Below are 23,080 nucleotides of genomic sequence, written 5' to 3' on the forward strand. Positions count from 1 at the left end.
CGGTGGGTGCGCCGCGCGTTCGAGGTGGGTGCCGGTCCGCTCCGGAGCGGGCCGACTTGCTTACTGACCGAACGTTCGGTTACTAATGCATTAAGTCAGTCTCCGAGACCCGTGTCAAGGAGACGTGTCGATCAGTTCACTGTCGACGGTGGCACAGGCCACCGTCAACCATCATGGGAGGCCGTTCGTGAGCGACGTCTACGTGGTCGACGGGGTGCGCACCCCACAGGGCCGGTACGGTGGCGCCCTCGCCGCAGTCCGCCCCGACGATCTGGCCGCCGTGGCCGTCGCCGAGGCGGTCCGCCGCGCCGGCGTCCCCGGAGACTCGATCGACGAGGTGATCCTGGGCGCCGCCAACCAGGCGGGCGAGGACAACCGCAACGTCGCCCGCATGGCCGCCCTGCTGGCCGGGCTGGACCCGAGCGTCCCCGGCTACACCGTCAACCGCCTGTGCGCCAGCGGCCTGACCGCGGTCTCCTCCGCCGCCCAGGCCATCCGCGCGGGCGAGGCCGACGTGGTCGTCGCCGGCGGCGTGGAGTCCATGACCCGCGCCCCCTGGGTGATGGCCAAGCCCGGCACCCCCTGGGCCAAGCCCGGCGAGGTCGCCGACACCTCCCTGGGGTGGCGTTTCACCAACCCGCGCTTCGCCGCCCACGACGCGGACGCCCCGGCCGACGCCTCCCCGGACGAGCTGCGCTACACCCTGTCCATGGGCGAGACCGCCGAGGAGGTGGCCGTCCTGGAGGGCATCACCCGCGAGGAGTCCGACGCCTTCGCGCTGGCCAGCCACCGCAAGGCGGTCGCCGCCGCCGCGGCGGGCCGCTTCGACCGCGAGATCGTCCCCGTCACGGTCACCGGACGCAAGGGCGCCACCCACGAGGTCACCGCCGACGAAGGCCCCCGCGCCGACACCGACGAGGCCACCCTCGCGAAGCTGCGCCCCGTGTTCCGCAGGGGCGGCATCGTCACCGCGGGCAACTCCTCCTCCCTGTCCGACGGAGCCTCCGCCCTGGTCCTGGCCTCCGCCGCGGCCGTAGAGCGCCACGGCCTCACCCCGCGCGCCCGCGTCGTGGCCTCCGCCTCCGCCGGCGTCCCCCCGCAGATCATGGGCCTGGGCCCGGTGCCCGCCACGCAGAAGGTGCTGGCCCGCGCGGGCTGGACCCTGGACCAGGTCGGATCGGTCGAGCTCAACGAGGCCTTCGCCGCCCAGTCCCTGGGCGTCATCCGGCAGCTCAAGCTCGACGCGGCGCGCGTCAACGCCGACGGCGGCGCCATCGCCCTGGGGCACCCGCTGGGCAGCTCCGGCGCCCGCATCCTGGTCACCCTCCTCAACCGCATGGAGCGCGAGGGCACCGACCGCGGGCTGGCCACCCTGTGCGTGGGCGTGGGCCAGGGCGCCGCCCTGCTGGTCGAGCGGGTCTGAGGGGACACGGCATGACCGAAGCAGAGAAGACCGACTTCCGGACCCTGCGGGTGGAGTGGCGCGAGGACCGGGTCGTGGTGGAGCTGCACCGGCCCGAGGCCCGCAACGCCATCAACGGCGCGATGATCGCCGAACTCCACGAGGTGTGCGCCCGCGTGGAGGCCGAGCCCCGCCCGCTGCTGCTCACCGGGCACGGCACCGTGTTCGCGGGCGGCGCCGACATCTCCGAGCTGCGCGAGCGCGGCCGCGAGGAGGCGCTGGCCGGGATCAACAGCCGCCTGTTCGAGCGCCTGCACCGCCTCCAGGTCCCCACCGTGGCGGCCGTGGACGGATGGGCGCTGGGCGGCGGCGCCGAACTCTCCTACGCCTGCGACATCCGCATCGCCACCCCCGACGCCGTGTTCGCCCAGCCCGAGCCGGGCCTGGGCATCATCGCCGGGGCGGGCGCCTGCTGGCGGCTCAGGGAGCTGGTGGGCGCGTCGGTGGCCAAGCAGGTGCTGCTGGGCGGCTACCGCCTGGACGCCGAGGCGGCGCTGCGGCACGGCCTGGTCGCCGAGATCGTCCCCGCCGGGGAGCTGCGCGAGCGCGCCCACGCCGTCATCGACCGCATGGCCGCCTCCTCGGCCCTGGCCCTGCGCATGACCAAGCTGGTGCTGGACGCCGACGGCCCCCATCCGCTGGCCGACGACCTGACCCAGGCGGTGTTGTTCGAGACCGCCGACAAGCACGACCGGATGACCCGGTTCCTGGAGAGGAAGAAGCGTTGACCTCCGGAAACACCACCCCTGCCGTCCCCGCCCGGGTCGCCGTCATCGGCGGCGGCACCATGGGTGCCGGGATCGTCCAGCAGTTCCTCACCGCGGGTGCCGGGGTGACCCTGGTCGAGGCGACGGCAGAGGCCGCCGAGGCGGGCCGCGCCCGGGTCGCCTCGGGCCTGGCCGCCTCCGCCGCGCGCGGAAAGCTCGACGGCGAACCGGAGACACACCTGGCCAGGCTGGACACCGTCACCGACGCCGCCGACATCCCCGCGGGGACCGGCCTGGTGGTCGAGGCCGTGCCGGAGAAGCCCGAACTGAAGATCGCCGTCCTCACCGCGGCCGAGGCCGCCGTGGGGGAGGAGGCCGTGCTGGCCTCCAACACCAGCTCCCTGTCGGTCACCGAGCTGGCCGCCGCCCTGAAGCACCCGCGCCGGTTCCTGGGCACCCACTTCTTCAACCCGGTGCCCGCCTCCAGGCTCGTGGAGATCGTCACCGCCCCCGACACCGACCCGGCCGTGGTCGAGGCGGTGCGCGGCTGGGTGGGCGCCCTGGGCAAGACCGAGATCGTCGTCCGCGACGCCCCCGGGTTCGCCACCAGCCGCCTGGGCGTCATGCTCGGCCTGGAGGCCATCCGCATGGTCGAGGAGGAGGTCGCCTCCCCGGCCGACATCGACACCGCCATGGAGCTGGGCTACCGCCACCCGATGGGTCCGCTCAGGCTCACCGACCTGGTCGGCCTGGACGTGCGCCTGGCCATCGCCGAGTACCTCGCCTCGGAGCTGGGCGACCGGTTCTCCCCGCCGGAGCTGCTGCGGCGTATGGTCGCGGAGGGGAAGCTCGGCAAGAAGACCGGACAGGGCTTCCACACCTGGAACAAGGGAGAGTAGGGCGTTGAGCGAACAGAGGGCGGCGGAGTTCTCCGAGTCCGACGGACTGGCCGTGGTGCGGCTGAACCGTCCCGCGCTGACCCGGGAGGTGAAGAAGGAGCTGCTGGCGGCGCTGCGCGAGGCCGCGGCCTCCAGCACCGCCCGCGCGGTGCTGCTGCTGGGGTCGGACAAGGCGTTCTGCGTGGGCCAGGACCTGACCGAGCACGCGCGCACCCTCCAGGAGGGCGGCGGTGACGGGGCCCTGAACACGGTGCGCGAGCACTACAACCCGATCGTGCTGGCCCTGGAATCGATCCAGGTGCCCGTGGTGGTCGGCATCGGCGGAGCCTGCGTGGGCGCCGGGATGGGCTTCGCCCTGGCCGGGGACCTGCGGGTCGCGGCCCGCAAGGCCAAGTTCGGCACCGCGTTCACCGGCATCGGCCTGGCCTCCGACTCCGGGCTCGCCTCCCGGCTGGTCGCCTCGCTGGGGCAGGCCCGCGCCATGGAGCTCATGCTGCTGGGCACCCTGTTCGGGGCGGACAGGGCGCTGGAGCTGGGCCTGGTCACCGAGGTCGTCGACGACGACGCCTGGGAGAAGCGCGCCCGCGAGCTGGCCGCGATGCTGGCGAGCGGCCCGACCGCCGCCTTCGTCGCCGCCAAGCGCGAGGTGCGCTCGGCCGCCGAGGGCGGGCGCCCGCTGGCCGAGCTGCTGGAGGAGGAGGCCGACCTCCAGCAGCAGCTCGGGGCGACCGCCGACCACGCCGGGGCCGTCGACGCGTTCGTGAACAAGCGCACGCCCACCTTCACCGGCCGCTGACCCCGGTCGGCCGGCGGCCCCGCCGCCGGCCGACGGGCCCCTGGCCGGACGTCGTCCGGCCGCCACCGGCCCCCGGCGCGTCCGCCCGCACCCGTGGCGGATCCGGCCGCGTCCCAGGTGGACCGCCCCCATCCGCCCGCCCGGACTTGACCGGCGCGGGCGGATGCGTGGATACTAATTACTGACCGAACGTTCGGTTATGAATGGGGACTGATCAATGACCGTGACGCAGGAGGCGCCCCCCGGTGCCGACGACGCGCACCAGGCCGACTTCGACGCGAAGATCGCCGCCGACCAGCGCATCGAGCCGCGCGACTGGATGCCCGACGCCTACCGCAGGACGCTCGTGCGCCAGGTCTCCCAGCACGCCCACTCGGAGATCATCGGCATGCAGCCCGAGGGCGACTGGATCGCCTCGGCGCCCAGCCTGCGCCGCAAGGCCATCCTCCTGGCCAAGGTCCAGGACGAGGCGGGCCACGGCCTGTACCTGTACGCCGCCGCCGAGACCCTCGGCGTCGACCGCGCCGACCTCACCACGCGCCTCATCGAGGGCCGGCAGAAGTACTCCTCGATCTTCAACTACCCCTCGACGACCTTCGCCGACGTCGGCGTCATCGGGTGGCTGGTGGACGGCGCCGCCATCTGCAACCAGGTGCCCCTGTGCCGCAGCTCCTTCGGCCCCTACGCGCGCGCCATGGTGCGCATCTGCAAGGAGGAGTCCTTCCACCAGCGGCAGGGCTACGAGCTGCTCATGCGCATGATGGAGGGCACCGAGGGCCAGCGCAGGATGGTCCAGGACGCCGTCGACCGCTGGTGGTGGCCGTCCCTGATGATGTTCGGCCCGCCCGACGCCGACTCGCCGAACACCGCCCAGTCCATGGCCTGGCGGATCAAGCGCGACACCAACGACGACCTGCGCCAGAAGTTCGTCGACATGACCGTCCCCCAGGCGGAGAAGCTCGGCGTCACCCTCCCCGACCCCGAGCTCGCCTGGAACGCCGAGCGCGGCCACTACGACTTCGGCGAGCCCGACTGGGTCGAGTTCAAGCAGGTCGTCTCCGGCGCCGGCCCCAAGAACGCCGAGCGCATCGCCCGCCGCCGGGCCGCCCACGAGAAGGGCGCCTGGGTCCGCGAGGCCGCCACCGCCTACGCCGCCAAGCAGGCCGCCAGGGCCCGGAACACCGAGAACCTCCAGGAGGCCACGGCATGAGCAACGACACCACGACCCCTGCCGGCTCCGGCGCCGCCCGCCCGTCGCCCACCACCACCCTCAACGGACGCCCGGAGGGCGGCAGCGCCGCCCGCCCGGAGTGGCCGCTGTACGAGGTCTTCGTCCGCGGCAAGCGCGGCCTCAACCACGTCCACGTGGGCTCGCTGCACGCGCCCGACGACACCATGGCGCTGCACAACGCCCGCAACCTCTACACCCGCCGCAACGAGGGCGTCAGCATCTGGGTGGTCCGCGCCGAGAACATCACCGCGTCCAGCCCCGACGAGAAGGACCCCTTCTTCGCGCCCAGCGGAGACAAGGTCTACCGCCACCCGACCTTCTACCCCATCCCCGAGGACGTCCCGCACATCTAGGCGGCGACCCGGGACGACGAGGCTTCGAGGAACAGAACACATGAGTGGCGACAACATTTTCACCGGCCTGGTGGAAGAGCACCAGGGCGACGCCCGCTGGGCCTTCGGCACCGGCTTCACCGACGCGCTCGCTGGCGTCGACACCACCCTGCCCGACGGGGTGGACGGCGCCGACCTGGCCCTGTACTGCCAGATGCTCGGCGACGACGCCCTGGTCCAGGCCCAGCGGCTGGTCCACTGGGTGACCGACGCGCCCGAGCTGGAGGAGGAGGTGGCGCTGGCCAACATCGCCCTGGACCTCCTGGGCCAGGCCCGCCTGCTGCTGGCCCGCGCCGGCCAGGCCGACGGCACCGGACGCGACGAGGACGCCTTCGCCTACCGGCGCGGCCCGCGCGAGTTCCGCAACGTGCACCTGGCCGAGGCGCCCCGCGGCGACTTCGCCCGCGCCGTCGTCACCCTGCTGGTGCTCTCCAGCCACCGGCTGGCCCTGTTCACCCGGCTGGCCGACAGCGCCGACCCGGTGGTCGCCGCCATCGCCGCCAAGGGGGTCAACGAGCTGGCCTACCACCGCGAGTACGCGGTCTCGTGGGCGCTGCGCCTGGGCGACGGCACCGACTACTCGCACGAGCGCATGGCGCAGGCCGTCGCCGACGTGTGGCCGCTCACCGGCGAGCTGTTCGCCGCACACCCCGTGGAGACCCGCCTCGCGGCCCTGAACGCGGCCGTGGACCCCGCCACCGTCCGCGACGAGGTCCACGCCGTCCTGACCGCGGTCCTGACCGAGGCCACCCTGCCCGCACCCGGCCCCTTCCCCGAGGCCGAGGCGGCCGGACGCGAGGGACGGCACACCCCCGAACTCGCCGCCCTGCTGGACGAGCTCCAGCGGGTGGCCCGGGAGCACCCGGAGGCGACGTGGTGACCGCGGCACCGGTCCGGGACACCGAGCGCGCCCGCGCCGCGGCCGCCGCCGTCACCGACCCCGAACTGCCCATGCTGACCCTCGCCGACCTGGGCATCCTGCGCCGGGTGGAGATCGACGGGGCGGGCACCGTGCAGGTGTGGATCACCCCCACCTACTCCGGCTGCCCCGCCCTGGCCGAGATGCGGGTGGACGTGGACCGGGCGGTGCGCGCCGCCGGGTTCGACGCCGTGGAGGTGCGCACCGAGCTGTCCCCGGCCTGGACCACCGACTGGATCACCGACGAGGGGCGGCGCAAGCTCGCCGAGCACGGCATCTCCCCGCCGGGGGCGGCCCCCCGGCGGGCCGCCGGGCCCGTACCGCTGACCCTGCTGCCCACCCGGACCGCGCCGCGCTGCCCGCTGTGCGGGGCGGCCGACACCGAGGAGCTGTCCCGGTTCGGGGCGACCTCCTGCAAGTCCCTGCACCGCTGCCGGTCCTGCCTCGAACCGTTCGAGCACGTCAAGGAGATCTGACCGTGACCACACCCGTCACCGACGCCCCCGCGGCACCGCGCCGCGGGTCGGTGTTCCACCGGCTGCGCGTGGCCGCCGTCGAGAAGCTGTGCGACGACGCCGTCGCGGTCACCTTCGACGTGCCCGACCACCTGGCCGGGGAGTTCGCGTTCGCCCCCGGGCAGTCCCTGACCCTGCGCCGGCGGGTCGACGGGACCGAGGAGCGGCGCAGCTACTCCATCTGCTCCCCGGCGGGCGAGGCGCCGCGGGTGGGTGTGCGCCTGGTCGCGGACGGCCTGTTCTCCACCTGGCTGGTGGAGGAGGTGCGCCCGGGCGACGAGGTCGAGGTGGGCGCGCCCACCGGCCGGTTCTGCCCGGACCTGTCCACCGCGGCCCGGCACGTGATGGTCGCCGCCGGGTCGGGCATCACCCCGATGCTGTCGATGGCCGCGTCGCTGCTGCGCCGCACCGACTCCCACGTCACCCTGCTCTACGGCAACCGGCGAAGCGACACGGTGATGTTCGCCGACGAGCTGGCCGACCTCAAGGACGCGTTCGGGCACCGCTTCGAGCTGGTGCACGTGCTGTCCCGCGAGCCGCGCGAGGCCGAGCTGTTCACCGGCCGCCTGGACGGCGCCAAGCTGGAGGCCCTGCTGGACACCATCGTCGCGGCCGACGCCGTCGACCACTGGTGGCTGTGCGGGCCCTTCGGGATGGTCACCGACGCCCGCCGGGTGCTGGGCGAGCGCGGGGTGCCCGCCGAGCGGGTCCACCAGGAGCTGTTCTTCGTCGAGGGCGCCGAGCCGCCGCCCCAGGCCCGCCACGAGGACCCGGAGGTGGAGGGCCCGGCCAGCGAGGTCACCGTGGTCCTGGACGGGCGCACCACCACGCTGACACTGCCGCGCGGGGTGCCGGTGCTGGACTCCGCCCAGCGGTACCGGCCCGACCTGCCCTTCGCCTGCAAGGGCGGGGTGTGCGGCACGTGCCGGGTCAAGGTGTGCGACGGCGAGGTGCGCATGCTGCGCAACTACGCCCTGGACGAGGCCGAGGTGGCGGCCGGGTACGCGCTGTCCTGCCAGGCGCTGCCCGAGACCGACACCGTGACCGTGGACTTCGACTCGTGAGCGGGGAGGGAGCGGTGCGCAACGAGGCCGCCTGGGCGATGTTCGAGGCCGACCGGGCCTCCAAGAACCTGGGGATGCGCCTGGTGCGCGCCGACCACGGCACCGCGGTGGTGGAGATGACCGTGGGGCCCCTCATGGTCAACGGGCACGGGATCGCCCACGGCGGGTTCGTGTTCACGCTCGCCGACACGGCGTTCGCGTGCGCCTGCAACGTGGACGGGCGCGGGGTGACCGTGGCCTCGGGCGCCGACGTCACGTTCGTGGCCCCGGCCCACGAGGGCGACCTGCTGGTGGCGACCGCCCAGGAGCGGACGGTGTTCGGGCGCAGCGGCGTCTACGACGTCACCGTGCGCCGCGGCGGGGAGGTCGTGGCCGAGTTCCGCGGCCGCAGCCGCACCCTGCCCGCCCGCACCTGACGGCCGCCTCGCACGCACACCGGGGCCGCCCGGGGGACACCCCCGGGCGGCCCCGGCGTATGGCCCCTGCAGGGTCCGCCGGTCCCTGATTCGGAGGCCGGACCCCGTCGCGGCGGGACGGAGCCGCGCACGGCCTTGGCGAACGGCCTCGGTGCACGGCTCCGTCCGGTACGGCGGCCTCAGCGTTCGACGACGTGGCGCTCGTTGGGAACGCAGTGGGTCATGGTCAGACCGGAGACGTCGCGGGGGCCGTTGGCACCGAGGTTGGCCAGGCGCCGCCGGTCCTCCTCGGTGAGGCTCTGGCTCTGCAGCGGCTCCAGGTGGGCCACGTCCTCGGGGCCGATGCCCAGGCCCTTGCCCACGCGCAGTCCCAGGTCGTCCTCCACCAGCAGGAAGTGCCACACCATGCGCTCCTGGATGGGCCGGTCGCACTGGGAGAGCAGCGTCGTGAAGTTGTGCACGAGGTCGTCGCGCTCCCACTGCTCCATCAGCAGGTAGCGCTGCCCGGCCTGCTGGTAGTCGTTGGTGCGCGCGATGCGCTTGCGGGTGAGCCTGCCCCGGATCTCCGGACCCTGCTCGTCGTGCGTCGGGTACCGCCCCTCGCGCAGGCCGCCCGTGATGGAGGGCTCGTAGTTGACATGCGGGTTCTCCCCGCCCGTGTCCTGTGCGTAGGCCATCAGGCCGTCGCGCTGGTTGGTGCGCACGTTCGCGTTCCTGGCCCGGTTCACCGGCAGCTGCAGGTAGTTGGGCCCCACCCGGTAGCGCTGGGTGTCACTGTAGGAGAAGGTGCGGCCGACCAGCATCTTGTCGTCGGAGAAGTCCAGGCCGTCGACGAGCACACCGGTGCCGAAGGAGATCTGCTCGTTCTCGGTGAAGTTGTCCGACACGTTGCGGTCGAGCACGATCCGGCCCACCGGCTTGGGCGGGAAGTCCTGCTCCGGCCAGGTCTTGGTGTCGTCCAGCGGGTCGAAGTCGAGCTCGGGGTGATCGTCGTCGCTCATCATCTGCACGAGCAGCTCCCACTCAGGGTGGTCGCCCCGGTCGATGGCCTCGTGCAGGTCCTTGGTGGCGTGCCCGGTCTCGGTCGCCTGGATGTTGGCGGCGTCGGCCTCGGTCATGCTGCGCACGCCCTGCTTGGGCATCCACGTGTACTTGACCAGCACGGTCTCGCCCGCGTCGTTGACCCACTTGTAGGTGTTGACTCCGAACCCCTGCTGGTGCCGGTAGTCCGCCGGGATGCCGCGCGGGCTGAACAGGTTGACCAGCATGTGCATGCACTCGGGGGTCTGGGACATGAAGTCGAAGATGCGGTTGGGCTCCTGCCGGAAGGTCACCGGGTCCGGCTTGAGGGCGTGGATGACGTCGGGGAACTTGATGGCGTCGCGGATGAAGAACACCGCGAGGTTGTTGCCCACCAGGTCCCAGTTGCCGTCCTCGGTGTAGAACTTGACCGCGAACCCGCGCGGGTCCCGGGCGCACTCGGAGGAGTCCCGTCCGCCGATGACCGTGGAGAAGCGCAGGGCGATGTCGGTGCGCTTGCCCCTGCCCTGGAAGAGTTTGGCGCGCGTGTACCGCTCGATCGGCTCGTCGCCCCAGGTCCCGTAGGACTCGAAGTAGCCGAATGCGGTCACGCCCCGGGCGTGCACCACCCGCTCGGGGATGCGCTCCCGGTCGAAGTGGCTGATCTTCTCCAGAAACTGGTAGTTCTCCAGGGTGGCGGGCCCCCGCTCGCCGACCGTCCTCTGGTTCTGGTTGTCGTAGACGGGGTGTCCCTGGCGGTTGGTGAGCACCTCCCGGTCGTCCCCCTGCTGCGGTCCCCGGCTGGATACGTCAGTCATGCGAGCGGTCCCCCACCTCTCGTCGTGATCCGTTCCCCCGCCCACACTGCCCCGTGAGGGCCGTCCGACACACCGGAGCCACGGGAAAGCGACAGATTTTTACCGGACCGGTCCGCGGAGCGCCGTCCGGGCCCGGCGCCGGGCGGCCGGGAGGGGGTCAGCGCGGGGGAGCGCCGTCGAAGAAGACGGCGAGTTCGCGGGCTACCAGGTCGGGCCGGCCGTCGTTCGCGGCCGCCAGGTGGCCCTGGCCGGGGAGTTCCACGCGGCGGGCGCGCGGCAGGACCCCCTCCAGCGCGGTGAGGGCGTCCTTGAAGTACGGGGCGCTGCGGGAGCCTCCCAGCAGCAGAACCTCGGCGCGCACCCCGGCGTGGCGGGAGAGCGGCGCGTGCTCGGTCTCGCGGACCATGCGGGCGTCGGCGGCCATGGTGGGCGGCAGGTCCCGCAGCGGGACGCCGCCGGCACCGGGGTCGCGCAGGGCGGCCCCCATGAGCGCGGCCAGGAGCGGCCGGGGGACGGACCGGGCCCAGGGCGGGTCCTGCGTGCCGCGCATCAGGGTGACCATCGCGTGCGCCGTCCGCCCCGCGGCCAGTTCGCGCTCGTAGCGCTCCAGCCAGGCGGTGGGGGAGAACGAGCCGGTGCGCAGCGGCGGCTCGTACACGGCGATCCGCCGTCCGCCCCCGGCGGTGCGCCCCCATTCCAGGACCGGGACCGCACCCGCGCTGAGCCCGAACACCCCGCGTGCTCCCGTGTGCTCCACGAGCGCCGCCACGTCGGCGGCCGCGCGGGCGAGGTCGTGGCCCGGGCCGTACGGGCCGCTCAGGCCCCGGCCGCGCCGGTCGGGCAGGTGCACGGTGAACCGCCCGGCCAGTGCCGCACCCAACGACAACAGGTCGCGGGAGGACATCATCGAGCCGTGGAACAGCAGCAGCGGCGGCCCCGCCCCCAGCGTCCGGTAGCCCAGGGCGGTGCCGTCGGGCGCGGTGGCCGCGCCGGTCGCGGACACGGGCCGGGTGTTCTCGTCCATGGCCCCACTGTCAACGCGCACACCAGACTTGTCAAGATAACTTGACGCCATTCGGAGTGCGGACATGGAGGTGCCCGGGGGCGCCGTCGGGTGGGGACGGCGCGCTCCCGGGCACAAAGCCGGACCCATGTCCCCCAACACGGGCCCAGCGGGTGCGGCCGGGTTGCACGGGGTGCGGTCCGGCCGCTGGGAAGGCGAACGTGGCGGTCGGGTACGTGCCGGAAACCCCCATTGCCGGCACGAGCGCTCACGTTCGCGCATGGTCTCGTTGTCACGCTCCCGGATCCCCTGCGGGTCCCGTCCGCGTTCACCATGAAGAACGTGCCGGGGCGGCCGGATGTTCCCGGCTAGCATTTTTCTCGAGAGATGTCCAGGTCACACTCCCCGCGGCCGTCGCGGCGGGCGCCGCCTCCCCACCCGCGGGACACGGACCGGAACGGTCCGGCGGTGGCAGGCGTCACACGAGGCGGAACAGGGAATCCTCCGGAGGCGAGACCGAGCAGGGAAGGTCCGATGAGCACCCCCACCACCCCCGAACCCACCGTGCCGGCACCGGGCACCCCCGTCGGCCCGCCTCCCGGCCTGACACCCCTGACCGCCGACGACCCCCGCGCCCTGGGCCCCTACCGCCTGGCGGGCCGTATCGGCGCGGGCGGCATGGGCGCCGTCTACGGGGGTGTGGACCCCGCCGGCCTGTGCGTCGCCGTCAAGACCGTGCACGCCCGGCACGCCCGCAGGCGCCGCTACCGGGAGGCGTTCGCCCGCGAGGTGGAGATGCTGGGACGCGCCCGCGGCATCGGCACCGCCGCCCTCTACGCCGCCGACGTCACCGCGAAGGTCCCCTGGCTGGCCTTCGAGTACATCCCCGGCCGCGACCTGCGCGCCCACGTGCGCGCGTTCGGCCCGCTGGAGGGGGAGATGCTCCGCGCGTTCGCCGTCGGCACGGCCGAGGGCCTGGCCGCCCTGCACACCGCCGGGATCGCCCACCGCGACATCAAGCCCGGGAACGTGGTGCTGTCCCCGACCGGCCCCAGGATCGTCGACTTCGGCATCGCCACGGACATCGGCGCCGACCGGTCCACCGACCGCTCCGCCTCCTACGGCACCCCCGGCTGGGTGGCGCCCGAGCGCTATGCCGGGGCCACCGCCGCCCCCGCCGCCGACGTGTTCGCCTGGGGCGGTCTGGTGGCGCTGGCCGCCACCGGCCGTGACCCCTTCGGCCGCGGCACCCCGCAGGAGCTGCGGGCCCGGGTGGAGGCGGGGGAGTACGACATCGACGGGGTCCCCGCCACCCTGCTGCCGCTCGTGGAGGCGGCACTGTCCGTGGACCCGGCGGCGCGCCCGCGCGCCGTGCAGCTCATGCGCGCCCTGCTGCCCGAACCCGAGGAGGTCGGCCTGGCGGGCGGGGGGCGGGTGCCCGCCGTGCGGACCCTGCGGGCGCTGCTGGACGCCCACTGGCGGGGCGTCGACGCAGCCGGGCACGACCCGAGGCTGTGGGCGGGCGCGGTCGGGCTCGCCTCGGCCGCCGGACTGGCCGGCGCCGCCCTGTTCTCCGGTGGCGCCCCCGCCGCCGGAACCGCGGGCGGTGCAGCGGGGGGCACGGCGGCCGGCGGGAGCACGGCCACCGGCACGGCCGTCGGCCAGGGCGGCGGCGCACTGACCGCCCTGGCCGGGTCCAAGGCCGCGACCGCGGGCGCGGGCGTGCTCCTCGCCGCGGGACTGGCCGGCGGCGGCTACCTGGTCTACGACCGGGCCGCCGACGACCCCGCCGAGGCCGTGCTGGCCGCCGCGCAGGTCCTGGAGGAGGGGGAGGGGTTCACCGCGCGCGTCGAGCGCACACCCGTCGGCGGGGGAGAACCGGTCGTGGAGGAGTACGAGTACTCGGCCGAGGGGCGGACCCTCCTCATCCGGGGCGCGGCCATGGGGGAGGGGACCACGGCCGTGGCGGTGCGCCGCGGCGGTCTGTACGTGTACGCCCCGCGGGAGCAGGAGATGGCGGGCGCCTACTGGAACGACTCGGCCCCCCTGCTGGCGGTCGACGCGAGTGTGACCGCCGATTCCCTCTCCGGCCTGGTGACCGCCCCGCTGCGGGCCCTGGCCGAGTCGGGGCGGGCCGAGAGCGAGGGGGAGGGAGGCTACTCGGGGCCGACCGTCGTGCGGGTGCTGGACCGGGGGGTCCTCACCGAGGAGGAGGGGACCGGCCGGGTGGAGGTCGACGCGGAGGGTGCGCCGGTACGGGCCGAGTACACCACCGGAGGCTGGGAGGTGCGGATCGACTTCGCCTCCGTCGGGGACGCGGTCGAGGTGCGGGACCCGCAGGTCACCTCCGCCGGGGACGGGTTCGGCTGGGCCGCGGTCCACGCGCCGGTGTGCGGGACCGTGACCATGGCCGGCCGGGAGTGGGACGTCCGGGCCAGCGGCTGGGAGGTGGACTGCGACTACGCGATGGAGACCTCGGCGATGATGAACGGGACCGACGTCTACGGGGAGAACGCCGACCCCGGGCGCGTCGAGGTCCTGGGCGGCTACAGCGGGAGCGGCGGCACCACCTGGCTCATCGACGGCACGATGTCCTGCGCCATCTTCCGCCGCGACCTCGGTGGGACGATCGAGGGGCGGACCTTCTTCCTGGCCCCCTGCCAGCCGGCGGCCGCGGTGGGCGAGCCCCCCGAGGACTCGCCCTTCCCCTACACCGAGGTGGAGTTCGAGCCCAGGACCCTGATCGACTACCACGAGCGGCCCTGACCGGAGCCTCGCGGACCGGGCGGAAGAGGTCCGGGGCCCGCCGCGCGGTGGCGGCGGACCCCGGACACAGGCCGGGCCCGTGTCCCCCAACACGGGCCCGGCGGGCGCGGCCAGAAGCACTGAGTGCGGTCCGGCCGCTGGGAAGGCGAACGTGGCGATGATCTCGTGTCGGAAACCCCCATTGCCGACACGACGCGCACGTTCGCGCATGGTCTTCGATGTGTGCGATGCGGCGCCCTCGACCTGTGGCGGCGGGTTGCGGATTCGGGGTCTGCGGGGTTCCAGGTCGGGGTTCGGGGCGCTTCACCTGTGAGAACGCTTCGTACAGCTTGGGTGTTCCCCGTGGTTCCGAGGATTTTCGTTCCGCCCGGTAAAAAGCCGGTGCGGACCCTGCCATGGAATCCCTAAGCTCCTGACGATGCGGGGGGACGAACGCCCGCACGAGCGAGGAGGGGGATGGCCGGCATGGCCGGGACCATGACGCTGTGGCGTCCGACGGGGCCGGAGGAACTGGACCTGGTCCGGGACTCCGGGTGGCGGGAGTGGCCGCCGCGCCTGCCCGACCAGCCGATCTTCTACCCGGTGCTCAACGAGGATTACGCGGTGCGCATCGCACGGGACTGGAACCTGCCCCGGTCCGGGGCGGGCCACGTCACCCGGTTCGGGGTGGACGCGGACTTCGCCGCCCGCTACCCGGTCCGGCAGGCGGGCGGGCGCACGATCCTGGAGCTGTGGGTGCCCGCCGAGGAGCTCGCCGAGTTCAACGCCCACCTGGTGGGGCCGATCCGCCTGGTCGTGTCGTTCCTGCCCGAACACCCCGAGGGCCTGCGCCACGACGGGGACGCCGTGCCCTGACCCGGTTGCCGGACTCCGGACGGACGCCACCGCGCCCCGGACGCCCCGCACCCCGGGCCGGACGCCGGGGCCGCCCGGGACACCGTGCGACCGGCGGGCGGGCCACCCCAGCAGGTCGTCGGTGAGGAACTCCCCCTCACCGGCGACGCCGGGGCACAGCGCTCCCAGGTCCAGGAGCACGGCCTCCGCCGACTCCCCGCCCGCGGCCGGGTCGAAGTCCGGGCCGGGCGCGCACATGAGGAGCCCGCGGCCGCCGCCGTCGTCACCGACGAGTGCCCGGCCGGGCGCGTGGCGGGCGACCTCGTAGGCCGCGTTGCGCTCGGCCAGGGAGTGCGGACCGTGGACCGCGGTGCCGTCCGGAGGACGGAGGCCGGGCGTGGTGCGCCACAGGTCGGCCGCAGACGGGTCGGCGACCGGGCGCACCGGGGCGGGCGGCTGCCCGGCCCGGGCCAGGGCGGCGAGCAGGACCGGCGCGTCGGTGCGCGTCCCCGGGCCGGAGGGGCGCACCGACGCACTCGTGCACCTCGTGCCGGTAGGGGGCGACCAGGTCGAGCACCGTACGCAGGCGGCGGACCGCCTCGACGTGGTCGCCGCCGGACAGTTCGGACCGCAGCAGCGGCACCCCGGACAGGGCGCGCCGGGCCACCTCGGACACGCCCAGGCCCGGGGCGCGGTGCAGCGCCGTGAGGACGGCGGGGGGCGGGCGTTCGCGCAGCAGGACACGGGCGCTGACGGCCCCCGGGTCGGTCATCGACGCCCCTTCCCTCCGGCCCGGTCGTGACGGGGGAACAGGCCGGCGGGGGCCGGTGACGGGATCGGGGGGAATTCCTCCGCGTTCCGCGTCATGGTCCGCCCGCACCGCCGTCGGGACAGGTGGAGGCCCGCACAGGGAGGGAGCGGGCCGCCGACCGCCCGAGGACAGAGGAGAGCAGTGACCATGAGCACGCAGAACGGTACGCGGAACACCCTGGCGCCCCGCCCGCAGGACCCGGCGCCGGATGCGGAGACGGACGAGACCCGTTACCTGCGGGGCCTGCCCGCCCCGTCCGTCCTGGACCGCGGGCGGCGCAGACTCGCCTTCGCGAGCCTGCGCCGCCCCGCCGCGGAGCCCGCCGGGCTCACACCCGGGCGACGAGCTTGATCTCCACCAGGAGTTCGGGGAACGCCAGCCGTGGCGTGCCGATCATCGTGCTCGCCACCTGCGGGTCCGGCCGCCCGTAGGCCTCCTTGCGCACCTCGCCCGCGACGGCGTCCCCCTCGGCGGCGTCGACCACGTAGATGACCTCGTCGACGACGTCGTCCAGGGAGGCGCCGAACCGCTCCAGCAGCCGCGCCGCGTTGGCGTAGCACTGGCGCATCTGCGCCGCCGTGCCGCCGAAGTCGGTGACCCGCCCGTCGGGGCCGACCGGTGCCGGGGCGACCAGGGTCGGGGCCGGTCCGTCGTGTGCCACCTGGCCCGACACGTATATGGTGTCCCCGCGCTGCAATGCCTGGACGTACCCGTAGGTCTCCTCCCACGGGACTCCGTGGGACTCGGTCCTGTTCTCACCGGACATGGGTTCCCGCCTGTTCGTTCGCTGTCGTGTTCCCTGGAAACGCTACGAGGGCGCCGGGGCGGGGACCAGAGCGAAGAGTGCCGTCCACGGCAGGGATCGTGCCGGATGTCGGAGGTGGGGGCGTGCGCCCGAAGGACGGGTCCGTGACGGTGGGGATCCTCGCGATGCCGAGGCTGTTCGAGCTCGACGTCGCGATCCCGGTCCACGTCTTCGGACGGCACCCGGCGTACCGGGTCGTGGTCTGCGGCGGCGGGGACGGGACGCGTCCGGTGGAGGACGCGGCGGGGGCCGACATCCTGGTCGTGCCGGGCTACGGGGAGCCGTACCGGCCGGTCCCGGAGCCCTACCTGGAGGTCCTGCGCGTCGCCCACGAACGGGGTGCGCGCATCGTGGGGGTCTGCACGGGCGTGTTCGCCCTGGCCGAGGCCGGGCTGCTGGCGGGCCGCACGGCCACCGTCCACTGGCGCTACGCCGAGGAGCTGCAGGAGGCCTTCCCGGACGTCCGCGTCGACGGGAACCGGCTGCTCGTCGAGGACGGGCGGCTCCTCACGTCGGCCGGGGCGAGTGCCGGGATCGACACCTGCCTGCACCTGATCGAGGCGGACCTCGGGACGGTGGCCGCGGACGGGGCGGCCCGGGAGGCGGTCGTGTCGTCCGCCCGCGACGCGGAGCAGGCGCAGTACAGCACCGCGGCCCCCCACGCCCGCGAGGGGCTGCGCGCCACGCTCGCCTGGGCTGTCGAGCACCTGGGGGAGCCCATCACCGTGGCGGTCCTGGCCGAGCGCAGCCGGATGGCGCGGCGGACCCTGATCCGGCACTTCGTCCGCGAGACGGGGATGCCGCCCATGCGGTGGGTGACACTGCGGAGGATCGTGGCCGCCCGTCGCCTGCTGGAGTCCACCGACCGGACGGTGGAGAGGATCGCCGCGGAGACGGGGTTCGGCTCCCCGGTGAACTTCCGGACGATCTTCCGGCGCGAGGTGGGCGTCACCCCGAGCGCCTACCGCCGGATGCGCGCGTCGGACCCCGACCACCCGGTGCCGGAGCCGTCCTGAATCTGTGAAGTGAGCCCGCGTGAGGCTTCCACCTGCAGGAGAGCCGAGGGGGACGGCGGCACGGCGGGCATGCCGGACGCGGGTGCCGCGGCCTCCGGCGGGTCGCACGCCCCACCTCCGGGCAGCCCTCATCGGCGTCCGGCACCTGGGCGTGGAGTACGGCGGCGTCCACTCCGTCGGGCCTCCGCCCCTCCAGGTGCGGCGGGGGCTCCACGCCCCGCCCGGTACCGGCGGGGCGGGCGGGACCCGGGTCCCGGAGAGCGTCGAGGGCCACCGCGCCGCCGCCTCCGGCACCGTGGAGGGCTTCGCACCCGCCGGTTGGAGGGCGCACGGAAGCGGGCTCCGGCGTTCTGCCGGGCGCGGCTCCCGCGGCCGTCTCGACACCGTCGATACGGCCGCGGGCGTGTCCGGGGTCAGGCCCCGCCGAGGCGGGGCCCGGGGGTCAGGTCGGGGTCCAGGACACTGAGCGCGGTCACGACGTCGGCGAGGGCGTCGGCCAGGACCACCGGCTGGCGGGAGCAGCCGGAGCGGTCGGGGAGCGCGGTGTCGGCGCGTTCGTGGTCGTGGGGTCGGTGGTGGGGAAGCCGCCGGGGATCGAGGGTGACGGACATGTGGTTTCGGGCGCGGGGTCGAGGGGGCGCCCTTCTCCTTCCGGTGTGTTCGACGTCCTCGTGTCCGGCCGTCCATGACTCCGGGTGACCGGGATGGTGTCGGCTTTACCAGGCTTATCAGGTCCAGGTGACATTCTGCGGATACGGAGCGTGCCTGTGGATGAACGGAGACCGGCTCGGGAGACACCCGGCGGGAATAGGGGGAGTGTGATCGCCGTTCGGGCATGATAGTTTCTCAGGAAACTACTTCTTGGAAAGCTAGTTGAGGAGCGGGCCATGCAGTTCGGAATCTTCTCGGTCGGCGATGTGACCACCGACCCCACCACCGGCCGGACACCCACCGAGCATGAGCGAATCAAGGCCATGATCGAGATCGCGCTCAAGGCCGAAGAGGTCGGACTGGACGTGTTCGCGACCGGCGAGCACCACAACCCGCCGTTCGTGCCGTCCTCGCCGACCACCATGCTCGGGTACATCGCCGCCAGGACGGACCGGATCGTCCTGTCCACCGCGACCACCCTCATCACCACCAACGACCCGGTGAAGATCGCCGAGGACTACGCCTTCCTCCAGCACGTCGCCGACGGCCGGGTGGACCTGATGATGGGCCGCGGCAACACCGGGCCGGTCTACCCCTGGTTCGGCTACGACATCCGCGAGGGCATCCCCATGGCCCTGGAGCACTACAACCTGCTGCACCGCCTGTGGCGGGAGGACGTCGTCAACTGGGAGGGCAAGTTCCGCACTCCGCTGCAGGGCTTCACCGCCACCCCGCGCCCGCTCGACGGCGTGCCGCCGTTCGTGTGGCACGGCTCCATCCGCAGCCCGGAGATCGCCGAGCAGGCCGCCTACTACGGTGACGGCTTCTTCCACAACAACATCTTCTGGCCCGCCACGCACACCAAGAAGCTCATCTCGCTGTACCGCCGCCGGTACGAGCACTACGGCCACGGCAAGGCGGACCAGGCCATCGTCGGCCTGGGCGGACAGGTGTTCATGCGCAAGAACTCCCAGGACGCGGTCAAGGAGTTCCGGCCCTACTTCGACCACGCGCCCGTCTACGGCGGCGGGCCCTCCCTGGAGGAGTTCACCCGAGAGACGCCGCTGACCGTCGGCAGCCCGCAGCAGGTCATCGACCGCACGCTGACCTTCCGCGAGATGTTCGGCGACTACCAGCGCCAGCTCTTCCTCATGGACCACGCCGGCCTGCCGCTCAAGACCGTCCTGGAGCAGCTGGACCTGCTGGGTGAGGAGGTCGTGCCGGTACTGCGCAAGGAGTTCGCGGCAAACCGCCCCGCACACGTACCCGACGCACCCACCCACGCCTCGATGCTCGCCGCGAAGCGGGCCGAGGACCACAAAGAGGAGAACACGGAGGCCCGGGCATGACCGTCCGCCGCATCGTCACCGTCTCGGCGGGGCTGAGCACCCCGTCGTCCTCCCGGCTGCTCGCCGACCGGCTCACCGCCGCCACCGAACGGGCGCTGGGGGACAGGGGGATCCGGGCCCGGGTGCGCACGGTGGAACTGCGAGAGCTGGCCCACGACGTCATGAACGCCATGGTCACCCAGGTGCCCACCGGCGAACTGCCCGACGTGCTGTCCGACGTGGCCGAGGCGGACGGGGTCATCGCGGTGACCCCGGTGTTCAACGCCTCCTACAGCGGGCTGTTCAAGTCGTTCTTCGACGTGGTCGAACCGGGCGCCCTGGACTCGCTCCCGGTGCTCATCGGCGCCACCGGCGGCAGCCCGCGCCACTCGCTGGTGCTGGAGCACGCCATGCGGCCCATGTTCTCCTACGGCCGTGCGTTGGTCGTCCCGACCGGCGTGTACGCGGCCTCGGAGGACTGGGGCGCGGGCAACGAGGGCGCCCGCGAGCTCAACGAGCGCATCGAGCGGGCGGGCCGCCAGCTGGCGCTGCTGGCGGCCGACCACGAGCGGCGCGAGGACGACCCCTACGACGAGCCGGTCGCCTTCGCCGACCTGATGTCCGGCCTGGGAACCTGACCCGCCCCCCCGTCCGGCCCCGGACCGGGAACCCCCGGCCGGGGCCGCACCGCATCCGCGCCCGTCACCCCGCCCCCATGTCCCTGACCCCCTCCTGTCTCTCCTATCTGCGTCAGGCCGCCGAGACCGCCTCTTGGGACGCCGGGCGCCAGATCTCGTGGGTGGAGCGCACCGGCTTCGCCGTCGACGAGATCGCCCTCCAGGTCGACGACTTCCACCTCTACGCCGTGAACCGGCCGGAGACCTTCCCGGAGGGGGTGCGCAGGAACCTGTCGGCCCTGGTCGAGGTCTTCGACACCATGGCCGAGGACGGGTGGGCGCCCGCCGCAGTACACGCCTCCACCTGCTGGGCGGCCGTCCGTGCCCCGGCGGCCGCGATCGTGGAGGAGATGGGGGACGGGCTGTGGCTCCTGCCCGACGACGCATGGGACTGACGCCGTCAGGGCCGGGCGGGGTTCCGGGGGACTCCCGGACGGCGGTTTCCGAACGGTGTTCGGTAAGGTGGCGCGCATGGATTCCGTGCGCATCTACAGCGAGGTCCAGGAGCGCCTGCTCGCCCTGGCCGCAGAACTCGACGACGCCGCCCTGGGCACCGCCGTTCCCGCCTGCCCCGACTGGACCGTCCAGCAGACCTACGCCCACCTGGCCGGGCTGTGCGCCGAGGTGGTCGCCGGAACCTTCACCCCGCCCGCCTCCGACGAGGCCACCGCCCGCCAGGTCGCCGAGCGGGCCGACCGCGGCATCGGCGAACTCTGCGACGAGTGGCGCGCGGCCACCCCCGCCCTGCTGGAGCTGCTGGGCACCGAGACCCGTCTGCGCTACCGGCTGCCCGTGGTGGACGCCTGGACCCACGAGAACGACATCCGCGGTGCCCTGGGCCTGGAGCCGGCCACCGGGCACGCCGACACCCTGCTCGACTTCTCCCTCACCGGCCTGGGCCGCGCCTGGCCCGGGCACGCGCCCGGCCTGACCGTCACCGCCACCGACGCCGGCCGCTCCTGGACCCTGGGCCCGGGCGGCACCCTGCACTGGCGCGGCACCGCCTTCGAGCTCTACCGCGCGCTGATGGGGCGGCGCACCCCCGGCCAGATCGCCGCGATGGACTGGACCGGCGACCCCGCGCCGATCCTGCCCGCACTGTCCCTGCTCCCCGCCGCCGCGGAGCCCCTCACGGTCTGAGCCGCCCCGGCGGCGCGGGACGCCCCGGCCCGGATCCGCGTACGCGCAAGGCGTCGCGGTCGGGCCGGGCGCCGGGCGCGGTCCGCGAATCCCCGGTTTCCCCTCCATTGCGCCCTCGCATCGACGGTGTTAACTTCTCCACATCGTTCTGGGAGCGCTCCCGAAGGGGTGCCCCGACCGAGAGGGGCGCGGTCCGGCCGCGCCCCGGCGGAGGTCCCGGTGCCGGGTCCCCGTGCCCAGGACCCCCGACCCGGGGTTCGCGGCCCTTCCGGCCCCGCTTCGCCGCGGATGCCGGACGTGCTCGCGAACCGTGACACCGCACGACTCCTGTGCGAGATGACAACGTTGTCCCGCCGTTCGGATCACTTCGACACAAAAAGACAACGTTGTCCTTCATCTTTGAGGAGAACCCCCCATGGTCCAACGTCTGTCCCTGGCCCTCGTGGCCCTGATCGGGATCGTCGCCCTCGCCTTCGCGGCGGCGGCCCCCGGCGTGCCCTCCGGCGCGCACCTCACCTCCTCCGCCGAGCCCGACACCGGTTTCCGGATCGAGAACGGCCGCCTCGTCGACGCGGCCGGCAACGACTTCGTCATGCGGGGCGTCAACCACGCCCACACCTGGTACCCGCAGGAGACCGACTCCCTCGCCGACATCAAGGAACTGGGCGCCAACACCGTCCGCGTCGTCCTCAGCAGCGGCGACCGCTGGACGGAGAACGGTCCCGCCGACGTGGCCGCCGTCGTCGCCGACTGCAAGGCCAACCGCCTGATCTGCGTGCTGGAGGTCCACGACACCACCGGCTACGGCGAGCAGTCCGGCGCCGCCACCCTCGACCAGGCCGTCGACTACTGGCTGCGGATCCAGGACGTCCTGGAGGGCGAGGAGGACCACGTCCTGGTCAACATCGGCAACGAGCCCTACGGCAACGACCAGGCGACCGTGGCGAACTGGGCGGACGACACCTCCGCCGCGATCGCCAGGCTGAGGGACGCCGGCTTCCGGCACACCCTCGTCGTGGACGCCCCCAACTGGGGCCAGGACTGGTCCCACACCATGCGGAACGACGCGGCGTCGGTCTTCGCCTCCGACACGCACGCCAACACCCTCTTCTCGATCCACATGTACGGCGTCTACGCCCAGGAGTCGACGGTGGTCTCCTACCTGGAGCACTTCGCGGACGCCGGGCTGCCGCTGATCGTCGGCGAGTTCGGCCACGACCACAGCGACGGGAACCCCGACGAGGACGCGATCCTGGAGCACACCCGCCGACTCGGGCTCGGCTACATCGGCTGGTCGTGGAGCGGCAACGGCGGGGGAGTGGAGTACCTCGACATGGTCGAGGGCTTCGACCCGGACCGCCTCACGCCGTGGGGCGAGCGGATCTTCCACGGTCCCGACGGCATCGCGGAGACCTCGGTCGAGGCACCGGTGTACGGCGGCGGGCCCACCGAGGAGCCCACCGACCCGCCCACCGAGGAGCCCACCGAGGGCCCGGGCGGGGACGGCTGCGAGGCCGTCCACACCATCGTCCAGGCGTGGTCGGGCGGGTTCCGGGCCGATGTCACCGTCACCGCGGACAGGGCGCTGACCGGGTGGACCGTGACCTGGACCGAGCCCCCGGGGCAGCGCGTCACCCAGTCCTGGAACGCCGAGGTCACGACCGACGGCCCCCTGGTCACCGCCGTGAACGCCCCCTACAACGGCACGCTCGCCGCCGGGGAGTCGGCCACCTTCGGCCTCGTCGGCGCCGCCGAGGGCGACCCGCAGGTCCCCGCGCTCACCTGCACCGCCTGACGCACGTTCCGCCTC

At 73.7% G+C, this 23,080-nt stretch carries 24 protein-coding genes; 20 read left to right on the forward strand and 4 right to left on the reverse strand.

What is annotated here, in order from left to right; genetic code table 11:
* Nucleotides 1–187 precede the first annotated feature (187 nt).
* The 10 genes from ACSUPR_RS28465 (at nucleotide 188) to paaI (ending at nucleotide 8,401) form a co-directional block, all read left to right on the forward strand.
* The gene (locus ACSUPR_RS28465; protein WP_436892172.1) at nucleotides 188–1,423 is read left to right on the forward strand and encodes a thiolase family protein; all 1,236 of its coding nucleotides are present in this window, start codon (nucleotides 188–190) and stop codon (nucleotides 1,421–1,423) included.
* 11 nt (nucleotides 1,424–1,434) lie between these two features.
* The gene (locus ACSUPR_RS28470) at nucleotides 1,435–2,190 is read left to right on the forward strand and encodes an enoyl-CoA hydratase/isomerase family protein (protein ID WP_436888068.1); all 756 of its coding nucleotides are present in this window, start codon (nucleotides 1,435–1,437) and stop codon (nucleotides 2,188–2,190) included.
* A 59-nt stretch (nucleotides 2,191–2,249) separates the two neighbouring features.
* Complete coding sequence (locus ACSUPR_RS28475) at nucleotides 2,250–3,068, forward strand: 3-hydroxyacyl-CoA dehydrogenase family protein (protein WP_436892173.1); 819 nt, start codon at nucleotides 2,250–2,252, stop codon at nucleotides 3,066–3,068.
* 4 nt (nucleotides 3,069–3,072) lie between these two features.
* Complete coding sequence (locus ACSUPR_RS28480; RefSeq protein WP_436888070.1) at nucleotides 3,073–3,864, forward strand: enoyl-CoA hydratase/isomerase family protein; 792 nt, start codon at nucleotides 3,073–3,075, stop codon at nucleotides 3,862–3,864.
* Nucleotides 3,865–4,081: 217 nt separating this feature from the next.
* Nucleotides 4,082–5,074, forward strand: a complete 993-nt coding sequence (gene paaA, locus ACSUPR_RS28485; RefSeq protein ID WP_436888071.1) for a 1,2-phenylacetyl-CoA epoxidase subunit PaaA — start codon at nucleotides 4,082–4,084, stop codon at nucleotides 5,072–5,074.
* Nucleotides 5,071–5,448 (forward strand): 1,2-phenylacetyl-CoA epoxidase subunit PaaB, encoded by a 378-nt coding sequence (gene paaB / locus ACSUPR_RS28490; RefSeq protein WP_436888073.1) that lies wholly within the window; start codon nucleotides 5,071–5,073, stop codon nucleotides 5,446–5,448. The genes paaA and paaB overlap by 4 nt, the downstream gene beginning before the upstream one ends.
* 40 nt (nucleotides 5,449–5,488) lie before the next feature.
* Nucleotides 5,489–6,367 (forward strand): 1,2-phenylacetyl-CoA epoxidase subunit PaaC, encoded by an 879-nt coding sequence (gene paaC / locus ACSUPR_RS28495; RefSeq protein ID WP_436888075.1) that lies wholly within the window; start codon nucleotides 5,489–5,491, stop codon nucleotides 6,365–6,367.
* Entirely contained in the window at nucleotides 6,364–6,882 is a 519-nt protein-coding gene (gene paaD, locus ACSUPR_RS28500; RefSeq protein WP_436888077.1) for a 1,2-phenylacetyl-CoA epoxidase subunit PaaD, read from the forward strand. Before paaC ends, paaD begins: the two co-directional genes overlap by 4 nt.
* Nucleotides 6,883–6,884: 2 nt before the next feature.
* Nucleotides 6,885–7,985, forward strand: coding sequence for a 1,2-phenylacetyl-CoA epoxidase subunit PaaE (paaE, locus tag ACSUPR_RS28505; protein ID WP_436888079.1), 1,101 nt, complete (start codon nucleotides 6,885–6,887; stop codon nucleotides 7,983–7,985).
* Nucleotides 7,986–8,023: 38 nt separating this feature from the next.
* Nucleotides 8,024–8,401 (forward strand): hydroxyphenylacetyl-CoA thioesterase PaaI, encoded by a 378-nt coding sequence (gene paaI, locus ACSUPR_RS28510; RefSeq protein ID WP_436892174.1) that lies wholly within the window; start codon nucleotides 8,024–8,026, stop codon nucleotides 8,399–8,401.
* Between the two features lie 179 nt (nucleotides 8,402–8,580).
* Here paaI and ACSUPR_RS28515 read toward each other — a convergent pair whose 3' ends face one another.
* On the reverse strand, nucleotides 8,581–10,239 hold the full coding sequence (locus tag ACSUPR_RS28515) for a catalase (RefSeq protein ID WP_436888081.1): 1,659 nt from the start codon (nucleotides 10,237–10,239) through the stop codon (nucleotides 8,581–8,583).
* A 157-nt stretch (nucleotides 10,240–10,396) separates the two neighbouring features.
* Nucleotides 10,397–11,263 carry an alpha/beta fold hydrolase gene (locus ACSUPR_RS28520; RefSeq protein ID WP_436888083.1) on the reverse strand — a complete coding sequence of 289 codons (867 nt, stop codon included), beginning with the start codon at nucleotides 11,261–11,263 and terminating at the stop codon, nucleotides 10,397–10,399.
* A gap of 513 nt (nucleotides 11,264–11,776) precedes the next feature.
* Between ACSUPR_RS28520 and ACSUPR_RS28525 the strand changes: the two genes are divergently transcribed.
* The 4 genes from ACSUPR_RS28525 (at nucleotide 11,777) to ACSUPR_RS28540 (ending at nucleotide 16,004) form a co-directional block, all read left to right on the forward strand.
* A complete protein-coding gene (locus ACSUPR_RS28525; RefSeq protein ID WP_436888085.1) occupies nucleotides 11,777–14,008 on the forward strand; it encodes a protein kinase domain-containing protein in 2,232 nt (743 codons plus the stop codon).
* A 465-nt stretch (nucleotides 14,009–14,473) separates the two neighbouring features.
* Nucleotides 14,474–14,863 carry an ADP-ribosylation/crystallin J1 gene (locus tag ACSUPR_RS28530; RefSeq protein WP_436892175.1) on the forward strand — a complete coding sequence of 130 codons (390 nt, stop codon included), beginning with the start codon at nucleotides 14,474–14,476 and terminating at the stop codon, nucleotides 14,861–14,863.
* Between the two features lie 376 nt (nucleotides 14,864–15,239).
* Nucleotides 15,240–15,644, forward strand: coding sequence for a hypothetical protein (locus ACSUPR_RS28535; protein WP_436888087.1), 405 nt, complete (start codon nucleotides 15,240–15,242; stop codon nucleotides 15,642–15,644).
* 156 nt (nucleotides 15,645–15,800) lie between these two features.
* A complete protein-coding gene (locus ACSUPR_RS28540) occupies nucleotides 15,801–16,004 on the forward strand; it encodes a hypothetical protein (RefSeq protein ID WP_436888089.1) in 204 nt (67 codons plus the stop codon).
* Here ACSUPR_RS28540 and ACSUPR_RS28545 read toward each other — a convergent pair.
* Entirely contained in the window at nucleotides 15,982–16,419 is a 438-nt protein-coding gene (locus tag ACSUPR_RS28545; RefSeq protein WP_436888091.1) for a Rid family hydrolase, read from the reverse strand. The genes ACSUPR_RS28540 and ACSUPR_RS28545 overlap by 23 nt on opposite strands.
* 143 nt (nucleotides 16,420–16,562) lie before the next feature.
* Here ACSUPR_RS28545 and ACSUPR_RS28550 point away from each other — a divergent pair, with 143 nt between their 5' ends.
* Nucleotides 16,563–17,474, forward strand: coding sequence for a GlxA family transcriptional regulator (locus tag ACSUPR_RS28550; RefSeq protein ID WP_436888093.1), 912 nt, complete (start codon nucleotides 16,563–16,565; stop codon nucleotides 17,472–17,474).
* A gap of 413 nt (nucleotides 17,475–17,887) precedes the next feature.
* Here ACSUPR_RS28550 and ACSUPR_RS28555 read toward each other — a convergent pair whose 3' ends face one another.
* Nucleotides 17,888–18,085 carry a hypothetical protein gene (locus ACSUPR_RS28555; RefSeq protein ID WP_436888095.1) on the reverse strand — a complete coding sequence of 66 codons (198 nt, stop codon included), beginning with the start codon at nucleotides 18,083–18,085 and terminating at the stop codon, nucleotides 17,888–17,890.
* A gap of 276 nt (nucleotides 18,086–18,361) precedes the next feature.
* Here ACSUPR_RS28555 and ACSUPR_RS28560 point away from each other — a divergent pair, with 276 nt between their 5' ends.
* From ACSUPR_RS28560 to ACSUPR_RS28580, 5 genes are all read left to right on the forward strand, one after another.
* Nucleotides 18,362–19,474: an LLM class flavin-dependent oxidoreductase gene (locus ACSUPR_RS28560; protein WP_436888097.1), complete on the forward strand. Its 1,113-nt coding sequence runs from the start codon at nucleotides 18,362–18,364 to the stop codon at nucleotides 19,472–19,474.
* Nucleotides 19,471–20,091, forward strand: a complete 621-nt coding sequence (locus tag ACSUPR_RS28565; RefSeq protein ID WP_436888099.1) for an FMN reductase — start codon at nucleotides 19,471–19,473, stop codon at nucleotides 20,089–20,091. The genes ACSUPR_RS28560 and ACSUPR_RS28565 overlap by 4 nt, the downstream gene beginning before the upstream one ends.
* Nucleotides 20,092–20,168: 77 nt before the next feature.
* Nucleotides 20,169–20,525: a hypothetical protein gene (locus tag ACSUPR_RS28570; protein WP_436888101.1), complete on the forward strand. Its 357-nt coding sequence runs from the start codon at nucleotides 20,169–20,171 to the stop codon at nucleotides 20,523–20,525.
* Nucleotides 20,526–20,601: 76 nt separating this feature from the next.
* Nucleotides 20,602–21,270, forward strand: coding sequence for a maleylpyruvate isomerase family mycothiol-dependent enzyme (locus ACSUPR_RS28575; protein ID WP_436888103.1), 669 nt, complete (start codon nucleotides 20,602–20,604; stop codon nucleotides 21,268–21,270).
* Between the two features lie 415 nt (nucleotides 21,271–21,685).
* The gene (locus ACSUPR_RS28580; RefSeq protein WP_436888104.1) at nucleotides 21,686–23,065 is read left to right on the forward strand and encodes a cellulase family glycosylhydrolase; all 1,380 of its coding nucleotides are present in this window, start codon (nucleotides 21,686–21,688) and stop codon (nucleotides 23,063–23,065) included.
* Nucleotides 23,066–23,080 lie beyond the last annotated feature (15 nt).

Source organism: Nocardiopsis dassonvillei (assembly GCF_964273065.1).
GTDB classification, from domain to species: Bacteria; Actinomycetota; Actinomycetes; order Streptosporangiales; family Streptosporangiaceae; genus Nocardiopsis; species Nocardiopsis dassonvillei_B.

Coding starts and splice junctions, on each gene's coding strand:
- paaC (WP_436888075.1), top strand. CDS start 5,489: ATGAGTGGCGACAACATTTTCACCGGCCTGGTGGAAGAGCACCAGGGC.
- ACSUPR_RS28525 (WP_436888085.1), top strand. CDS start 11,777: ATGAGCACCCCCACCACCCCCGAACCCACCGTGCCGGCACCGGGCACC.
- ACSUPR_RS28575 (WP_436888103.1), top strand. CDS start 20,602: ATGGATTCCGTGCGCATCTACAGCGAGGTCCAGGAGCGCCTGCTCGCC.
- ACSUPR_RS28555 (WP_436888095.1), bottom strand. CDS start 18,085: ATGTCCGTCACCCTCGATCCCCGGCGGCTTCCCCACCACCGACCCCAC.
- paaI (WP_436892174.1), top strand. CDS start 8,024: ATGTTCGAGGCCGACCGGGCCTCCAAGAACCTGGGGATGCGCCTGGTG.
- ACSUPR_RS28560 (WP_436888097.1), top strand. CDS start 18,362: ATGCAGTTCGGAATCTTCTCGGTCGGCGATGTGACCACCGACCCCACC.
- ACSUPR_RS28475 (WP_436892173.1), top strand. CDS start 2,250: ATGGGTGCCGGGATCGTCCAGCAGTTCCTCACCGCGGGTGCCGGGGTG.
- paaA (WP_436888071.1), top strand. CDS start 4,082: ATGACCGTGACGCAGGAGGCGCCCCCCGGTGCCGACGACGCGCACCAG.
- ACSUPR_RS28580 (WP_436888104.1), top strand. CDS start 21,686: ATGGTCCAACGTCTGTCCCTGGCCCTCGTGGCCCTGATCGGGATCGTC.
- ACSUPR_RS28470 (WP_436888068.1), top strand. CDS start 1,435: ATGACCGAAGCAGAGAAGACCGACTTCCGGACCCTGCGGGTGGAGTGG.
- ACSUPR_RS28520 (WP_436888083.1), bottom strand. CDS start 11,263: ATGGACGAGAACACCCGGCCCGTGTCCGCGACCGGCGCGGCCACCGCG.
- ACSUPR_RS28545 (WP_436888091.1), bottom strand. CDS start 16,419: ATGTCCGGTGAGAACAGGACCGAGTCCCACGGAGTCCCGTGGGAGGAG.
- ACSUPR_RS28515 (WP_436888081.1), bottom strand. CDS start 10,239: ATGACTGACGTATCCAGCCGGGGACCGCAGCAGGGGGACGACCGGGAG.
- ACSUPR_RS28565 (WP_436888099.1), top strand. CDS start 19,471: ATGACCGTCCGCCGCATCGTCACCGTCTCGGCGGGGCTGAGCACCCCG.
- ACSUPR_RS28570 (WP_436888101.1), top strand. CDS start 20,169: ATGTCCCTGACCCCCTCCTGTCTCTCCTATCTGCGTCAGGCCGCCGAG.
- ACSUPR_RS28530 (WP_436892175.1), top strand. CDS start 14,474: ATGGCCGGGACCATGACGCTGTGGCGTCCGACGGGGCCGGAGGAACTG.
- ACSUPR_RS28540 (WP_436888089.1), top strand. CDS start 15,801: ATGAGCACGCAGAACGGTACGCGGAACACCCTGGCGCCCCGCCCGCAG.
- paaB (WP_436888073.1), top strand. CDS start 5,071: ATGAGCAACGACACCACGACCCCTGCCGGCTCCGGCGCCGCCCGCCCG.